Below are 14,544 nucleotides of genomic sequence, written 5' to 3'. Positions count from 1 at the left end.
AAGGGCGCCCCGGAACTTTGAGGGGCGCCCTTCTGTACAAAGGATGAACATCGGTCGATAGGGAATAGACCAAAGGGGGCTGCGATGACAAACATGATCTGGAAGTGTGAGCAGTGGTTCGGTGGGCAGATGCAGGAGACGCAGATGTTTCTGAGCGAGGAGCAGGCGCGGGCGTTTGCGAAGAAGTTGGCTGGGGTTGCGCCGGATCTGACGCTGAAGATTGAGCCGATGCCGATCCAGCATGTCTGGAATTAAGAGATTGGCCTAGCGGTAGAATCGCCTCGCGAAGTAATGCAGCGAGGTGAGGGATGAGTGAAGCTCGAGTTCGAAAGATCGCCGTTGCGCCGTTTCTCTCTGTGAGAGATGGTGCAGCGGCGATCGAGTTTTATAAGGCTGCGTTTGGGGCGGAGGCTTTGTTTCGTCATGATGCGCCGGATGGCTCGGTGGTGTGCGAGCTGGGCGTGGGCGGGGATTCTTCGCTCCGCTCAGAATGACGCCAGGAACAGGCAACGGCAAATGCAACAGCAGACCCTCCGACTTCGTCGAAGGATGACAAGTAAAGTGGGAGAGGTGATCTATGGCGATTTCACGTAATCCGAATCACCCGGGCGCTCCGGTTCATCCGGGCGAGATGCTGCGGGAGGAGTTTCTGGTGCCGCTGAATCTCTCGGCGAATGCGCTGGCAATAGCGCTGCGGGTTCCTTCGACACGGATTAGTGAGATTGTGGCCGAACGGCGGAGTATCAGCGCGGATACGGCTTATCGGCTGGCGAGGTACTTTGGAATGCCAGCTCAGTTTTGGATGAATCTGCAGAGCAACTATGAGTTGGCGGTGGCTTACAAGCATGCTCGGAGTGTGATTGAGAAGGAAGTGATGCCGAGGGAAGTTTCGGTGGCTTGAACGCTGGCGGAGGCATGAAAAGAGGCTCTTAGCGTTCCTGGCAGAAAGCTTCGGATGGTATGGGTGGCGAGAGCTTCATCGGGATTCTTCGCTACGCTCAGAATGACGGCAGAAACAGGCAACAGCAAGAGCAACAGCAGATCCTCCGACTTCGTCGAAGGATGACAAGGGGTAAGGTAAGTGGCTTTCAAGTCTGGGGGTAGGTGTGCCTGAAGGCAATGAGATCCATCGGTGGGCGGAGCGGCATTTTGCCGCGTTTGGTGGCAAGGTGGTTCGCGCGGATGGGCCGCAGGGGCGGTTTACCGATGTCGATGCGATCGATGGGCGGAAGCTGCTGCGGGTGATGGCGGTGGGCAAGCATCTGGGGTATGTGTTTGGGAAGGACCGGATTCTGCATATCCACCTGGGGCTGCAGGGCGACTTTACCGAGGGCTCGGGGCCGCTGCCGGAGGTGCGTGGGGCGCTGCGGCTGCGGATGTGGAATGAGGCGGCGGTCAAGAAGCCGGTTGCGCCGGGCGAGAGCAAGCGTCATGCGTGGTACGCCGACGATGACGGGTCGAACGACTTCGATGCGAAGCGGGTGGCTTGGGTGGAGCTGCGCGGGCCGATGGACTGCTCGGTGTACACCAATGCGAAGTGGGACAAGCTGCGGGAGCGGCTGGGGCCGGATCCGCTGGGCGTCGATGGCAAGGGCGGCGACGATCCTGCGAAGGCGTTCGCGAAAATTCTGAAGAGCCGGAAGTCGATTGGGGAGCTGTTGATGGACCAGTCGGTCATCGCGGGCATTGGGAACATCTATCGGGCGGAGCTGCTGTTTCGGGCGAGGTTGAGTCCGTTTCTGCCAGGGAAGGACGTTCCGGAGAAGACGCTTAAGGCGATCTGGGATGAGGCTCTGCCGCTGATGCGGGCGGGGATGGTGGATCGGCGCATTGTGACGACGAAGCCGGAGGATCGGCCTTCGTCGAAGGGAAAGAAGAAAGCGGCTCGACCGGATAAGGAAGAGGCGCACTACGTCTACCGGCGCAACGGAAAGCCTTGCTTTGTGTGCGGGACTACCGTGTTGAAACGGGAGATGGCGGCGCGGAATCTCTTCTGGTGTCCGACGTGCCAGGCCGAAGAAGGAAAGAAGAGTTGATCGCTTTGGTACGGGTGTATCGATCGGCGTGCTTCTGCGTCCAATGTGTAGTGAAGTGAATCAAACTAATTGCAAGCCAAGATGAGTAAGGCTATTGCGGTGGACCAGAAGCAGGGCGCGCTGCAGAAGAGCAGGGTTAGGCGCGGGTTGCGGATGGATGTTTGAGCGTTGGAACTGTTCAGGCATAGAGCAAGACAAATTCCCGGGACCGGGGTTTGAACAGGCAGAAGATGAGACGCGGTAGGCACTGCAAGTCTGGAACTCAAATCTAGTCGCGAGGGTGATGACCATGTCAGAGACGCTTTGGATATGCGACCAGTTACGGTTCGGTCAGCTGTACAACCGGATGATGTTCGACACGAAGGCTGAAGCAGAGCAGTTTGTGCAGCGGATGAAGCCGATGGAGCCGGACCAGCAGTTTTCGATTGAAGCGGTAGAGGCGTACAAGATCTGGAATTGAGTCTCCGTAACGAACTGAAGTGATGGCGCCGATGCAGTTTGTCGGCGCCATTATTTATGCTGGTGGGTGTGGATGAAGAACGAGCAAAGGCAAAAGCAGGTCCTCCGCTTCGCGAAGGATGACAAGGTTCTTTGCACAGGATGACAAGATCAGTGGATGAGCATCTGACGGCGAGATGCTGAGAGAAGATAGAAGACTATGGCTCCAACACAGAAGAAGGACTATTACGGCGCGCTCGGTGTAAAGCCGACCGCGACCCAGGATGAGATTCGCAAGGCGTTCCGCAAGATGGCGCGGAAGTATCACCCGGACGTGAACCCGAACGACAAGAAGGCCGAGGAGAAGTTCAAGGAGATCTCGGAGGCGAACGATGTTCTGAGCGACGAGAAGAAGCGGAAGGTCTTCGACCAGTTCGGTTTCTACTCGGACAACATCGATCCCGCTGCGGCGGAGGCGGCTGCTCGTGGTGGATATGGTGCAGGTGGCGGGTTTCCGGGCGCAGGGGGCGGACGATCTCATCAAGAAGTCCCGTTCGACTTTGGGGGATTTGATTTTTCGGGCTTCCAGGGCGGGCGCGAGCCGCGCAGCTCAGACAGCGGCGGAGGGTTTGGCGGCAGCTTCAAGGACATCTTCAGCGGCATGTTCAGCGGTGGGCAGAGGTCTTCGCGCGGGCCGCAGCCGGGCACGGACCTGGAGTACCAGGTGAATGTGGACTTCTGGACGCTGATTCGCGGCGGGGTGACGAAGCTGGAGATCACACGGCAGGAGACGTGTCCGACGTGCAAGGGCAAGTCGACGTCGGGCGGGAGCATGGAGTGTCCCGAGTGCGAAGGCACGGGTCAGGTCACGCAGATGGGCGGCCGGATGAAGTTCAACATCCAGTGCCCCCGTTGCGGCGGGTCGGGCAGGGTGCAGAATGCGTGCTCGACCTGCAACGGCGCCGGTGTCATCACCAAGCGCGAGCCACTGGAGTTCCGCATCAAGCCTGGAACGAGAGATGGCCAGAGAATTCGGCTGGCAGGCAAGGGAAATGCCGGGACGGACGGCGGCGCTGCGGGAGATTTGTTCCTGATCATCAAGGGCGGTTCGAACCCCGTCTTTACGCGGCAGGGAGACGACATTTACGTGACGGTGCCGGTTTCGGTGACCGAGGCGGCGCTGGGCGCGAAGATTGAGGTGCCAACGGTCGACTCGCATGATGGCGGACCGAAGACGCAGCTAAAGATTCCGCCGGGGACGCAGACCGGGCAGAAGCTGCGGCTGCGGGAGAAGGGCGTTCCCAGCGCGACGCGGGATGGCGTGCGCGGCGACCAGATCGTCGAGGTAAAGATCGTGGTGCCGAAGGTGCAGGATGAGCGGTCGAAGGAGATTCTGCGCGAGTTGGCGGCGCTGAATCCTGAAGATCCCCGGAGCGGAATCTTCGGGCAGGTGTAGTGGGCGAAGTCCCACATCTCAGAATCGAGATGTGGGGCACCCTTTTATCATCGCTGTAAAAAATCGTGTTCCCAAACAGGTTCGCGTTCCCACAGAAATCTCGAAATTTACACGCGATGTTTGCACAGATATTTGTGCGGCGTGGTGAGATGTCTATGTCGGGGGTGGATGATGAAGCGAATGGCATGGGTGGTGCTATTGCTTGGGGCTGCGGGGTTGGGTTCCGGGGTGGGGTCGGCACAGACGAACAGTGCGGATGAGATTGTTCGACAGGTCATTCAGCGCGACGCGGCGCGGCGACAGGCCCTGATCCGATACGGGTCCGAACGGACTTATGAGATGGACTACAAGGGGCCGATCGGGGTGCGCCATGCGCGAATGCAGGTGCGGATGGACTACTCGGCTCCGGAGAGCAAGAAGTTCACGGTGCTTTCGGAGACGGGATCGACGGTCTTCTGCCACCAGGTGATCTCGCGGCTGATGGAAGGCGAGCGCGAGGGAGCGCTGGAGGCGAATCGGCTGCGGTCGATGCTGTCGCCGGAGAATGACAAGCTGGAGCTATTGGGCGAGGAGAGCTACTCGGGCGAGAAGGCTTGGGTCCTACAGGTTACGCCGAAGGACGAGAACCGCTTCAGCTACAAGGGCAAGGTTTGGGTGAGTGAGTCGGACTTCGCGATCATGCGAATTGTGGGCGCGCCGGCAAAGAACCCTACTTGGCTGATGGGCAGCTCGAACTTCGACTACACGTACTCGAGGAATGGGGAGTTCTGGCTGCCGGCAAAGAATCATACGGTGAGCCATCTGCGAATCGGTGGGGAGATTACGCTGGCCGTGGACTATGGGCAGTATGAGGTGGTGGCGGCGGGACGGCTGAGCGGGGTGATCTCGGCTGCGAACCATGGCGCTAGTTCGGTAAGCAATGTTGCTGTGTCCCTTCACCAATAGCTCTGCTCGCGGAAGGGAAGCACCTAATTCGCTTGACTTTTCCTGGAATGGGAATACTTTGGGGTGCAACCCGGAGATTTCCCGGCGCGAGGAAGCATAGTGATACGGAGCTGAGGCATCCCGCGCGATAGGTTCAATTCCCCAAGTCCTAACCCCCGAAGTACACAGAGCAAGGGGTGTATGTGGACACTGAAGTTCTTGAGCTGACTGCGGTCCTTCCGCAGCCGCGAACTGCTTTGGTTGCGCCGCACGAGACGGTACTGGCGTCGGATTTGCTTTCGGCGCATATGGACGGGATCGACGTGCTGCGGGGTGCCGCTGTGCTGGCGGTGGTGGTATTTCACGGCATGGCGTACAAGGCTCCAGTTGTGGAGTGGGGTGGTGCGCTACCGAACTTTCTGTATGGCCTGACGGCATGGGGATGGTTAGGGGTCAACCTCTTCTTTGTGATCTCGGGTTTTCTGATTACCGGGATTCTGGACGACACCCTGCGAAGACAAAACTTCTATGAGCGGTTCTATCTGCGGCGGGCCCTCAGGATTCTTCCCGCATATGTCGCGGTGCTGCTGCTGGCGTGGGCGACGGGGTTCGTGACGCCGAATTACATGGTGGTCTGCATGCTCTTCCTGGCGAATATGCCAGGGCTTTTTCTGCGCCACGGGTACCTGTTCTATGGCCCGTTCTGGTCGCTGGCGGTGGAGGAGCAGTTCTATCTGCTGTGGCCCATGATGTACCGCAAGCTGCGGCGGCGAGGGATGCTGGCGGCAAGCCTGGCGCAGTTGGTGATCTGCCCGGTGCTGCGTGCGCTGTCGTTTGGGCATTTGCTGCACACCGGGGATGCGCTGAGCAAGACCTGGATGATTGGGGACAATCTAGCGATCGGGGCCTTCCTGGCCATTTTTCTACGGTGGCCGGGGATCACAGTGGCGAAGGTGGCCGCCCTGGGTTGGACGCAGCTTGCGGTGGGCGTTGTGGGTCTCGTCTGTTTGTTTGGCGCGGGCAGGATGGGAGCTGAGGACGTGCTGCGAAACAGCGTGGGCCTGAGCTGTTTTCTGCTGATCTGCAGTAGCGCGGTCGTAGGGATGCTGTGCCTGTTTCGCAAGCGGGCAGTGCCCGGATGGCTGCGGGGAATGGTCTTCCTGGGGAAGATCAGCTATGGGCTGTACCTGATTCATCTGCTGTTGCTGCAGATCTATGACCGGAATTTCGGCAAGGGGTTTGAGCACGACCGGGGACTGTTGATCGTGCGGTTTTTGGTGGCGAATGGAGTCGCGGTGGTAGCAGCGATGGCGTCGCGGAGATGGTTTGAAGACCCGATACTGCGGCTTAAGGGGAGGATCGCGGCGGCGGGGTAAAGAGGCCGTTTCCAGCGAAATTGCTATCGAGTATGATCGGAAAGACCGGACAAGCACCTTGATCAGACAAGAGATGCCGTCGCGGGCGGAGATGGTTTCGTGGCGACGAAGAGGAAGACCAAGGGTGCGTACATGATCTCGGCGGTGGCGGAGATGTACGAGATCCATCCGCAGACGTTGAGGCTGTATGAGCGCGAGGGGCTATTGCGGCCGTCGCGGAGTGACGGGAACACTCGGCTCTACACCGATGAAGATTTAGAGCGGCTGGAGTTCATCCTTAATCTGGCGCGGGACTTGGGCGTGAATATCGCGGGGATAGCGATTGTCCTGCAGATGCGTGAGCGGATGGAGGAGATGAACCGTCAGATGCAGGGTTTTGTTGACTACGTGCGGACAGAGATGCTGTCGCGGATGCAGCAGCAACAGGATCCGGGCGCGGGTTTGGTGCCTCTGCGGCGTGCGGTGATTGTGCCGGTGAAGCCAGCGGCGAAGGTTACGCTGAAGGGCGTCAAGAAAAAGTAAGCGGCGACAAGAAAGAGTAAACGGCGGCCGGAGATGGCCAACGTCGCTGGGCGCTTGCGGAGATTGGGTTCCATGTTTTTGAAATATGTACCTCTGGCAGTCGGCCTGTTCGGGCTGCTCACTTCGAGTGTGTTTCTCGGGATGGTTCTGGTTGGGGTGCGGGCGTTCCTTCGGGATGTCCGGCGACAGGAGCGGGCGCTTGTAGACGAGCCGGAGTTTCTACCATCGGTGACGCTGTTCAAGCCGCTGCACGGGGCGGAGCCGGGGCTTGACGGGAACCTGCGGAGCTTCTTTGAGCAGGACTATGCGGCTCCGGTGGAAGTTCTATTCTGCGCGCGAACGCTGGAGGACGCGGGCATTCAGATCGCGCAACGCGTCGCGGCGGAGTATCCCGGCGTGACCAGTGTGTTTTTGGCGAGCGGGGAGCCGTGGGCGGCGAACGCGAAGGCGTGCTCGATGACGGTGATGGCGCAGGCGGCCACGCATGATCTCTGGGTGATCAGCGACAGCGATGTAAAGGTGGATCGGAAGTATCTGCGGAACGCGGTCTTGCCGTTTCGCGAGAAGAAGGTGGGGTGTGCGACTTGCCTCTATCGCGGCGTGGCGGTGGGCGGGATATGGACGCAGCTCGAGGCGGTTGGCATGACCGTCGAGATGAGCTCGGGTGTGATGGCGGCGAACCTCATGGAGCCGATGCAGTTCGCTCTGGGGCCGACGATGGTGGCTCGGCGCGATTGTGTTGCAGAGATTGGCGGGTTTGAGGCCATGGTCGACTACTGCGCGGATGACTTTGTCCTGGGGAACTGGATTGCGGCGAAGGGGCACCGGGTCGAGCTGATCGGGCATGCGATCGACCATGTGGTGCTGAACGTCAGCTTCATGGCCTCGATCCGGCACCAGGTTCGTTGGATGAAGAGCACGCGGTTTTCACGTCCAAAAGGACACTTCGGGACGAGCCTTACCTTTGGGGTGCCGTTTGGGATTTTGGCGCTGGGCGGGGCTTTTTGGGTGGGGATGCCGGGGTTGGCCTGGTGCTGTCTTGCGTACAGCATTCTGGGACGGGTGCTGCAGGGCTTTGTGGTGGCGAAGTATGTGGTGAAGGAGCGGAAGGTGTGGCGGGCGGCGCTGTTGTTTCCGGTGAGAGATTTGATGGGGATCTTTTTCTGGGCAGCCAGTTATGGGAGCAACCGGATTATCTGGCGTGGCGAGGTCTATGAGTTGCTCGCCGAGGGGCGGATGCGGCTGGCGGCAGAGAGTGCAAAAGTCAATTCTCCGCTGCGCAAGGGATGACAGATTCTCACTGAATGGGTGGAATGAAGTTGGTGAGAACGGCCTTGCCGCCGGATGCACCAAGGACGTTGGCGTGGGCTAGATACTGCTGACGGGAAGCTACGTTCGAGGTAAGCAGGAAGACGTGCCGTGAACTCTGCCACAAAGTTTTGAGAGAAGCTTCGGTCTCGAAGACGTGAGGAGCGTCGGGCCAGAAGCTGCCGTACCAGAGCCCGTTCACGCGGCCGTTGACAAGGTGGACCTGGTGGCCGGTGTAGAAGAGGATGGTCGAGCCGGTGGTCAGTTCGCCGTCAAGGACGATGAGGTCCCCGGGCTGGAGGACAGCGCTGATGGACCGGGCCAGGTCCTTTGAGCCGAGAGTGGGGTTGAAACGGCTGAGACCGGTGTGGGCGGCGAGCAGGGTGATGGTCATGCCGGCCGCAATAGCGAGGTTCGCGGCGTAGAGGTGGCCTTTGTGCCGCAGAATCGCGCTGAAGATGCCCACGACGGCCAGACCGATGGCGACGGCGGCGAGAGGTCCACGGAAGAGCCCGAGAGCAGGGCCGGTGAGATCGAAGAGGTGGCCGAGGGAGAGGTTGTAGAGCTCGGGGTTGGTCGCAAGCAGGGTGGAGAGAGTGGCCCCTGGAGCCGGGCGCGGAGCGGCGATGGCGAAGTACGCGCAGAGAACGGATATGGCGGTGGTCAGGGGAAGAAGGAAGAAGGTGGACCAGCGGCGCAGGCTGCTCGAGACTTCGCTGGATCGTAGTTCGGTCTTGTCGCGTTCGGAGCGGGTCAGGGCGCCGCCGGCCATGAGGGCAAGCGCGGGGATAGCGGGAAGCGAGTAATACTCCTGCCGGGCCGAGAGGGTAAAGAAGCCGAGAACCAGGAGCGACCATAGGAGCAAAGCGAGGGCGGCCTCATATTCGCGGGTCGTGGTGCGGTCTCTAAGCGTGCGCATGTGGCGGGCGATTGCCGTGGGTAAAAATGTCGTCCAGGGCATGGCCCAGATGGCGAGGTAGACCCAGAAGAGCCAGACGGGCGTCTGGCCGTAGTCGTGGGGGATACGCTTCGAGAGGAAGCGGGCGATGTGCTCGTTGTAGAGATAGAACCAGGCCCAGCCACCATGAGCGGGAAGGCCAAGGCCAGCGGGAAGCGCTATGGCAGGGTTCCGTAGCGCGGCAAGGATGTGCCAGGGCGCGGCGATCGCAAGGAATACGGCGGTTCCCGAGAGGAGATGGAATCGCGGAAGGAGATTGAGTCGCCGCGTGAGGAACAGGTAGAGCAGGACAAAGCCGATGGGGAAGACGGCACCGATGAGTCCCTTGGTAAGGACGTTGAGTGCCATAACGGCGGCGAACGCGAGGCAGGGAAGGAGCGGGGATAGTTGTGGCGATACTTCCCACATCTCAGATGCGAGATGTGGGGCACCCGCAATTGTGGTGATTCTTTCCAGGGCGATGAGGAAGAGGTGGACGCCGAGGGTCATCCAGAGGGCGATGAGGATGTCGGGGATGAAGAAGCGCGTGTAGAGGTAGGGGCCAATCGCCGTCGCGAGGGCCAACGCGGAGTAGAAGCCGCCGCGATCTCGAGCGCCTTCGGGCGAGACGGAGGCGAAGAGCCGGTTGCCGAGCGCGTAGGTGCTGAGAAGAAGAGCCAGCACGGCAACGGCAAGCGGGAGTCGCGCGGCCCAGTCTGAAACTCCGAAAAGCTTCATCGATGCGGCAGCCATCCAGTACATCAGCGGGGGCTTGTCGAAGAAGCGGATGCCGTCGATGGTTGGCGTGACGAAGTCATGGCGATGGAGCATCTCGCGCGCGACCTGGATGTAGATGGAGTCTACGTCGTCGAGCAGACCGGGAGAGAAGATACCGCCAAGCTGGAGGATGAGCCACGCCAGAACGATGATTGAGATCGAGCGGAGACTCCAGCTTCGGAGTATTGTTCGCTGGGCGACGGTCTTTGGCTGTACGGTAGCAAGGCTGGGCATCGGAGGATCACGCTGCGCACTTAGCCGAGACCTGGGTGAAGCGATCGGTTCAGATGCGTTTCTCTATCTCGTGATTCTACCGGATGACGAATGACGAAGTTTCGTCGAGCGGACGATCGGTGATCAGGGCCTTGCCGGATGTCTCGGCGAGAACGATCTGGAGGGAGACGGGAAGAACGCGATCGAGAGCGTCGCGGCGCTCGAGAGGCACGAAGAGGAGCTTGCGGGGGCCAGTGCCCCAGCCGCCGATCAGGTCTGCGTTGGTGAGGAAAATGTGTGGGGCGTCGGGGAAGCTGCTGCCGAAGATCATGGAGCTACTGCGGCCTTCGACGAGGGGTAACTGTTCGCCGAGGTAGAAGGCGATCGACGAACCGTAGGATTGGTCGCCATAGAGCATGACTCTCGTATCGGGAGCGATCGCGTGGGTGGAGCGGAGGTCAGCGATACGGGCCGCGAGGGGCTGTGAGGACAGCATGGGGCCGAAGCGGATCAGCGCGATGTGGGCGGCGACGAGAAACGTGGCGGAGGTAACCGCGATGGCGGAGGTAGCCGCGAGATGCCGGCGCTGTGACCGGAGAAACCACGCCAAGGCAGGCCCGAAGGCGAAGGCCATGGCGGCGATCGTGGCTGGGAGCCGGAGAGCAGCGAAGCTCGAGTCGGTGAGGTCGAAGAGGTGCGACATGGAGAGGGTATAGTCGCCAACGCCGCGGTGGGCGAGGAGTTCTCCTATGTCGGGCACGAAGGGGAGATGGCGCGAGCGCCAGAGGCCGATGAAGAGCGCGATGGAAACTGCCGCTCCGATGACGGTGAGTGCAGCGTGGGCGAAGACGACCCGACGGCGCGAGGATCTGTCGGACGTGTAAGTGCTTTCGGCGCGCGTAAGGGCGGCGGCGAGGAGCATCAGCAGCGGAAGGTACGCCGGGAACGTGTAGTACTCCTGGTTGGTCGAGAACGAGAAGAAGAGCAGCACCAGGGCGGAGTACAAAGTCAGAAGGAGAGTCGTGCGCGCTGCGTAGGTGGGAGCGAGAATCGCGGAGACCCTGCGGCGAACTCCCGTCAAGAGGAGTGGCGTGAACAGTGCCCAAGGGAACAGCCAGACGAGATGGAGGCTCCAGAAGAGGTAGCCAGGGAGCTTGTTGTAATCGACCGGGTAGCGCTTGCCGAGGAAGCGGAGGAAGTGCTCGTTGACAAAGTAGAACCAGAAGAAGCCGTGGGGATGGCCGTTGAGCGCTCCATCGGTGTTGCGGAGACCGGCAAGGATGTGCCACGGAGCGGCGATAGCAAGGAAGAGCAGGATGCCGGTGAAGGGCTTCAGGCGGTGCCATTGGCGGTACTCGCCGGTGAGGGCCAGGTAAATGATTGCAGTGCCAATGATGAAGACCGGCGCTACGAGGCCCTTGGTGAGGACGGCGAGGGCGAGGGATACCCAGAGGCCGTAGGGGTAAAGATTCGAAGTGGGCCGAACTACAAATGCGGGGGGCTCTCCACTCTGCTTCGCTCCGGTCGCGATGACGTCTTCTACGGGAGGTGCTGAAAGGCTCTGGAGGAAGCAATAAAGGGCGGTGGCGAGGAAGAGCGAGAGCCAGATCTCAGGGATAAATATGCGAGTGAAGAGGAAGACTCCGGCCGAGGTGAGGACGGCGATTCCAGCATAGAGTCCGGCTCGCGCACTGTAGGCCTTTGATGCCCAGATGTACCCGAGCAGTGCCAGCAAAAAGACCGCGGTGGCCTGCGGCAGGTGCGCGGCAAAGGCGTTGAAGCCGAAGAGTTTGAAGCTGATCGCGTCGAGCCAGTAGGGCAGCGGCGCTTTTTCAAGATAGCGGATGCCGTTTACGTAAAGAGTGACCCAGTCGCCGCTGGAGAGAATGTGGCGGGCGGCGTTGGAGTGGGTGGCGTCGGCGTCATCGAGCAGAGGGGGAGCGAAGAGCGACGCGAAGAAGACGATGGCCCAGAGGGCGGCCAATACGAAGATTGCGGTGGAACGGCTGGGAGAAGAAGGGGTCGAGCTGCCAGGCTGAGACCTTGCGGCAGGTTCGAGGATGGCAAATTCGGATACTGAATCAGTTTGGGTCGTCATCGCTCTTATTTGCCGATCAGAGAAGCGAGAAACCGTCCCTCCGATTCTATTCAGACGACGCCGGCAAGCATTAGGATGCTTGAATTTAGCTCCGGTATGTGGCTGTTGGCCACACGGCGGCGTGCCTGCCCTTCGTGTGCGCGGGTTACTTCTTCGAAATTTTCTTGCCCGATGTGGGCTTGCGTCTCGGCCGCCTGGTGGAAGTGGCGAAGCTGGCGCGAACCACGCGGGGGTCGATTAGGTTCTGCAATACCGCAGGGCCCCGAGTGTAGGTCAAGTGCGCAAGCGATCCTTTGCGGAGGCGAATCTTGATCGCCTGCGCTGAGGGGGCAGGCAGGAGCAGCGCCGACAGGAAGACTGCCAGATTGGGATTGTGACCGACGACGAGAATGTTCTCTTTTTCGGGGAAATCTACGGAGACAGTCTGGAGGAGCTTCTGGAAGTCCTTGAAGGCCGCGGTCGGGGCCAGGGCGTCGGAGTGGATGATCTCGGCTTCATAGCCGGTCTCGGTGGCGATGAACTGGGCGGTCTGGAGGCTGCGCTTGAGCGGACTGGAGAAGATCAGGTCGAATTGGGTCTTCTGGTTGTTCAGGATTGCGGCAAGTTGCAGGCAGTGCTTCTTCCCTTCCTTGTCGAGAGGACGCTTGCGGTCGACGAGTGGGTTGAGACGGCTGGTTCCGGCGCTGGCGTGGCGAAGAATAAACAAATTCATAGTCTATTCACATTATAGATGAGGCTAATGAGGAATTCATTTCGCCGGGCGGCGCTCAGAAGCGATCAGTTCCACTGCCAGACCTCGGACGCGAGGATACCGAACAGCGATGAATGCTCGGAGATGCGGCAGAAACCGGCGGCCTGCAGCGCGGCATGGTGGTCGGGAAGACGGGAGATGCGAAGTCCGGTCAGGATGCGAAATGCAAGGTAGAGGAAGCGAACCAGCAGCGTTGCGGGAAGGCGCATGGCGCCGGACGGGATGGTGAAGTCGGTCACGACCCAGAGAGCTCCAGGGACGAGGCGCGGCGCGATCGCCTTCGCCAGCCGCGCGACTTGGGCTTGAGTCAAGCAGTCCAGGAAGAAGTGGGTGATGACGAGATCGTATTCAACCCTCGGTCCTTCAGCGAGAAATATCAGAGCGTCGGCTGGGTGGGTGCGCAATGCGGCGTCCGGGGGGCAGCGGTGTCGAACGAGGCGCAACATCACAGGACTTATGTCGACGGCGTCGGCTTGAAGAGCGGGGTTCAGCGCGAAGAGGCGGGCGAGGAATCGGCCGTCGCCGTCTCCGAGTACGAGGGCGCTGGTGCGACCACGCAGGACTGGAAGGAAGTGAAGGCGGGAGCGCTCGAGAGCGAGGCCGACGGTGAGGTACTCCAACCAGCGGTAGGGTCGGGCGATGAAGTCGAAGTGTGGCGGCCCGGTTCTCAAGAGTGGAGGGTGAGAATTAGCAGGAGCGGGGTGAGGAGGCAGAGATCGGCGGCTGCACGCAGGGCGGTGGGATCCAGGCTATGCCGTCGTGTGTGCAATTGCAGCAGGAGCGCTCCGGCCAGGGAGATTGCCAGAGCGAGTTGCCACGGGGCACGGCCGGAAGAGTCTGGCAGGCTGCCGTAGATCGCGAGTCCCAGACTGCCCGCGATAGCAGAAATTGTCAGCCAGGGAAGGAATCGCAGCGCGAGTTGCGTGGCGGAGTGCGCCTCGGGATACCCGGCGGAGGCGACGACGGGATGCTCCCAGGCGTAGATGAAGAGGCAGTTCAAGCTGCAGACGAGGCCGAAGAGCAAGGCCGCCGGGAGAAGAGATTCCCGGAGGGAAGGATTGCGCGCGACGGTGGGAATGAAGGTTGCGGCGGAGAAGAAGAGACCGACGGCGATCTCCTTGGGCAGGCGCGGCGTCGACCGGGCAGTTGCGCTCTTGCGCCGGAGATGAATTAGGACGAAGTATGCGATGAGGGGAGCTGCCAGGATTGCGTAAAGCTGCAGTGCCGCGGGCGTAATGCGGTAGACCAGGAAGACGAGCGCCAGTGAGGCTAACGCGATTCCTGCGTGGAAGGCGCTCCGGTGGCGGCGATGGAAGCGATGACGGGGTTCGAGGTGTGAGGCTTCGTTCGATCTCGCGTCTAGCAGACGATCCGCCGCGTAGAGCAGCCAGACCGCGACTCCCATGGCGATGATCGAGGTATGAGGCAGCTTCACCCCGTTGCTCCTGGCGATGAACCAGGTCCAGAGCATGGCCACGGACGGAGCGTCTAGCGAAAGGAGGTGCCAGTAGATGACGAGGTTTTGCGAGCGTCTGGGCCGAATGCCTGCGGCGGGAAGCGCTTCGACGGGGTGAAGTGGGGTGGAATTCGCCACGATGACTAATTTTATCGCCGTCATGGATGCTGACCTGCGAGAGTTGGCGATAGATGCGCATCTGGTGTTGATGGCGCGAGAAGAAACCAACGTCCGCACGCCCCCGTCCGAACG

15 protein-coding genes are annotated in these 14,544 nt (G+C 60.6%); 10 read left to right on the top strand and 5 right to left on the bottom strand.

The features are described from left to right. The first annotated feature begins 84 nt into the window (after positions 1 to 84). From OHL18_RS12855 to OHL18_RS12810, 10 genes are all read left to right on the top strand, one after another. Complete coding sequence (locus OHL18_RS12855; protein ID WP_263375249.1) at positions 85 to 255, top strand: hypothetical protein; 171 nt, start codon at positions 85 to 87, stop codon at positions 253 to 255. A 53-nt stretch (positions 256 to 308) separates the two neighbouring features. Further along, a complete protein-coding gene (locus tag OHL18_RS12850; protein WP_263375248.1) occupies positions 309 to 494 on the top strand; it encodes a VOC family protein in 186 nt (61 codons plus the stop codon). An 83-nt stretch (positions 495 to 577) separates the two neighbouring features. Further along, complete coding sequence (locus tag OHL18_RS12845) at positions 578 to 901, top strand: HigA family addiction module antitoxin (protein ID WP_263375247.1); 324 nt, start codon at positions 578 to 580, stop codon at positions 899 to 901. Between the two features lie 205 nt (positions 902 to 1,106). Beyond that, positions 1,107 to 2,036, top strand: coding sequence for an Fpg/Nei family DNA glycosylase (locus tag OHL18_RS12840; protein ID WP_263375246.1), 930 nt, complete (start codon positions 1,107 to 1,109; stop codon positions 2,034 to 2,036). 289 nt (positions 2,037 to 2,325) lie between these two features. After that, entirely contained in the window at positions 2,326 to 2,496 is a 171-nt protein-coding gene (locus OHL18_RS12835; RefSeq protein WP_263375245.1) for a hypothetical protein, read from the top strand. Between the two features lie 198 nt (positions 2,497 to 2,694). Continuing rightward, the gene (locus OHL18_RS12830) at positions 2,695 to 3,930 is read left to right on the top strand and encodes a J domain-containing protein (protein WP_263375244.1); all 1,236 of its coding nucleotides are present in this window, start codon (positions 2,695 to 2,697) and stop codon (positions 3,928 to 3,930) included. Positions 3,931 to 4,110: 180 nt separating this feature from the next. Further along, positions 4,111 to 4,875 (top strand): LolA-like protein, encoded by a 765-nt coding sequence (locus OHL18_RS12825; RefSeq protein WP_263375243.1) that lies wholly within the window; start codon positions 4,111 to 4,113, stop codon positions 4,873 to 4,875. A 182-nt stretch (positions 4,876 to 5,057) separates the two neighbouring features. Continuing rightward, positions 5,058 to 6,230 carry an acyltransferase family protein gene (locus tag OHL18_RS12820; protein ID WP_263375242.1) on the top strand — a complete coding sequence of 391 codons (1,173 nt, stop codon included), beginning with the start codon at positions 5,058 to 5,060 and terminating at the stop codon, positions 6,228 to 6,230. Between the two features lie 99 nt (positions 6,231 to 6,329). Beyond that, positions 6,330 to 6,752: a MerR family transcriptional regulator gene (locus OHL18_RS12815; protein ID WP_263375241.1), complete on the top strand. Its 423-nt coding sequence runs from the start codon at positions 6,330 to 6,332 to the stop codon at positions 6,750 to 6,752. 72 nt (positions 6,753 to 6,824) lie between these two features. After that, on the top strand, positions 6,825 to 8,042 hold the full coding sequence (locus OHL18_RS12810; protein WP_263375240.1) for a glycosyltransferase: 1,218 nt from the start codon (positions 6,825 to 6,827) through the stop codon (positions 8,040 to 8,042). A 7-nt stretch (positions 8,043 to 8,049) separates the two neighbouring features. On the opposite strand, the gene OHL18_RS12805 is transcribed toward OHL18_RS12810, so the two are convergent. From OHL18_RS12805 to OHL18_RS12785, 5 genes are all read right to left on the bottom strand, one after another. Then, positions 8,050 to 10,008, bottom strand: a complete 1,959-nt coding sequence (locus OHL18_RS12805; protein WP_263375239.1) for an ArnT family glycosyltransferase — start codon at positions 10,006 to 10,008, stop codon at positions 8,050 to 8,052. Positions 10,009 to 10,084: 76 nt separating this feature from the next. Next, a complete protein-coding gene (locus OHL18_RS12800; RefSeq protein WP_263375238.1) occupies positions 10,085 to 12,085 on the bottom strand; it encodes an ArnT family glycosyltransferase in 2,001 nt (666 codons plus the stop codon). A gap of 145 nt (positions 12,086 to 12,230) precedes the next feature. Further along, entirely contained in the window at positions 12,231 to 12,797 is a 567-nt protein-coding gene (locus tag OHL18_RS12795; protein ID WP_263375237.1) for a SixA phosphatase family protein, read from the bottom strand. Between the two features lie 65 nt (positions 12,798 to 12,862). Next, positions 12,863 to 13,507: a class I SAM-dependent methyltransferase gene (locus OHL18_RS12790; RefSeq protein WP_263375236.1), complete on the bottom strand. Its 645-nt coding sequence runs from the start codon at positions 13,505 to 13,507 to the stop codon at positions 12,863 to 12,865. Beyond that, positions 13,504 to 14,454 carry a hypothetical protein gene (locus OHL18_RS12785; protein ID WP_263375235.1) on the bottom strand — a complete coding sequence of 317 codons (951 nt, stop codon included), beginning with the start codon at positions 14,452 to 14,454 and terminating at the stop codon, positions 13,504 to 13,506. Before OHL18_RS12785 ends, OHL18_RS12790 begins: the two co-directional genes overlap by 4 nt. Between the last annotated feature and the right edge of the window lie 90 nt (positions 14,455 to 14,544).

It is taken from the genome of Granulicella aggregans (assembly GCF_025685565.1).
Classification (GTDB): Bacteria; Acidobacteriota; Terriglobia; order Terriglobales; family Acidobacteriaceae; genus Edaphobacter; species Edaphobacter aggregans_B.
This window is presented reverse-complemented; position numbering and strand designations above follow the sequence as displayed.

Excerpts from the sequence above, each read along its gene's own strand:
- OHL18_RS12855 (WP_263375249.1), top strand. The coding sequence starts at position 85 with ATGACAAACATGATCTGGAAGTGTGAGCAGTGGTTCGGTGGGCAGATG.
- OHL18_RS12850 (WP_263375248.1), top strand. The coding sequence starts at position 309 with ATGAGTGAAGCTCGAGTTCGAAAGATCGCCGTTGCGCCGTTTCTCTCT.
- OHL18_RS12845 (WP_263375247.1), top strand. The coding sequence starts at position 578 with ATGGCGATTTCACGTAATCCGAATCACCCGGGCGCTCCGGTTCATCCG.
- OHL18_RS12835 (WP_263375245.1), top strand. The coding sequence starts at position 2,326 with ATGTCAGAGACGCTTTGGATATGCGACCAGTTACGGTTCGGTCAGCTG.
- OHL18_RS12830 (WP_263375244.1), top strand. The coding sequence starts at position 2,695 with ATGGCTCCAACACAGAAGAAGGACTATTACGGCGCGCTCGGTGTAAAG.
- OHL18_RS12825 (WP_263375243.1), top strand. The coding sequence starts at position 4,111 with ATGGCATGGGTGGTGCTATTGCTTGGGGCTGCGGGGTTGGGTTCCGGG.
- OHL18_RS12810 (WP_263375240.1), top strand. The coding sequence starts at position 6,825 with ATGTTTTTGAAATATGTACCTCTGGCAGTCGGCCTGTTCGGGCTGCTC.
- OHL18_RS12805 (WP_263375239.1), bottom strand. The coding sequence starts at position 10,008 with ATGCCCAGCCTTGCTACCGTACAGCCAAAGACCGTCGCCCAGCGAACA.
- OHL18_RS12800 (WP_263375238.1), bottom strand. The coding sequence starts at position 12,085 with ATGACGACCCAAACTGATTCAGTATCCGAATTTGCCATCCTCGAACCT.
- OHL18_RS12795 (WP_263375237.1), bottom strand. The coding sequence starts at position 12,797 with ATGAATTTGTTTATTCTTCGCCACGCCAGCGCCGGAACCAGCCGTCTC.
- OHL18_RS12785 (WP_263375235.1), bottom strand. The coding sequence starts at position 14,454 with ATGACGGCGATAAAATTAGTCATCGTGGCGAATTCCACCCCACTTCAC.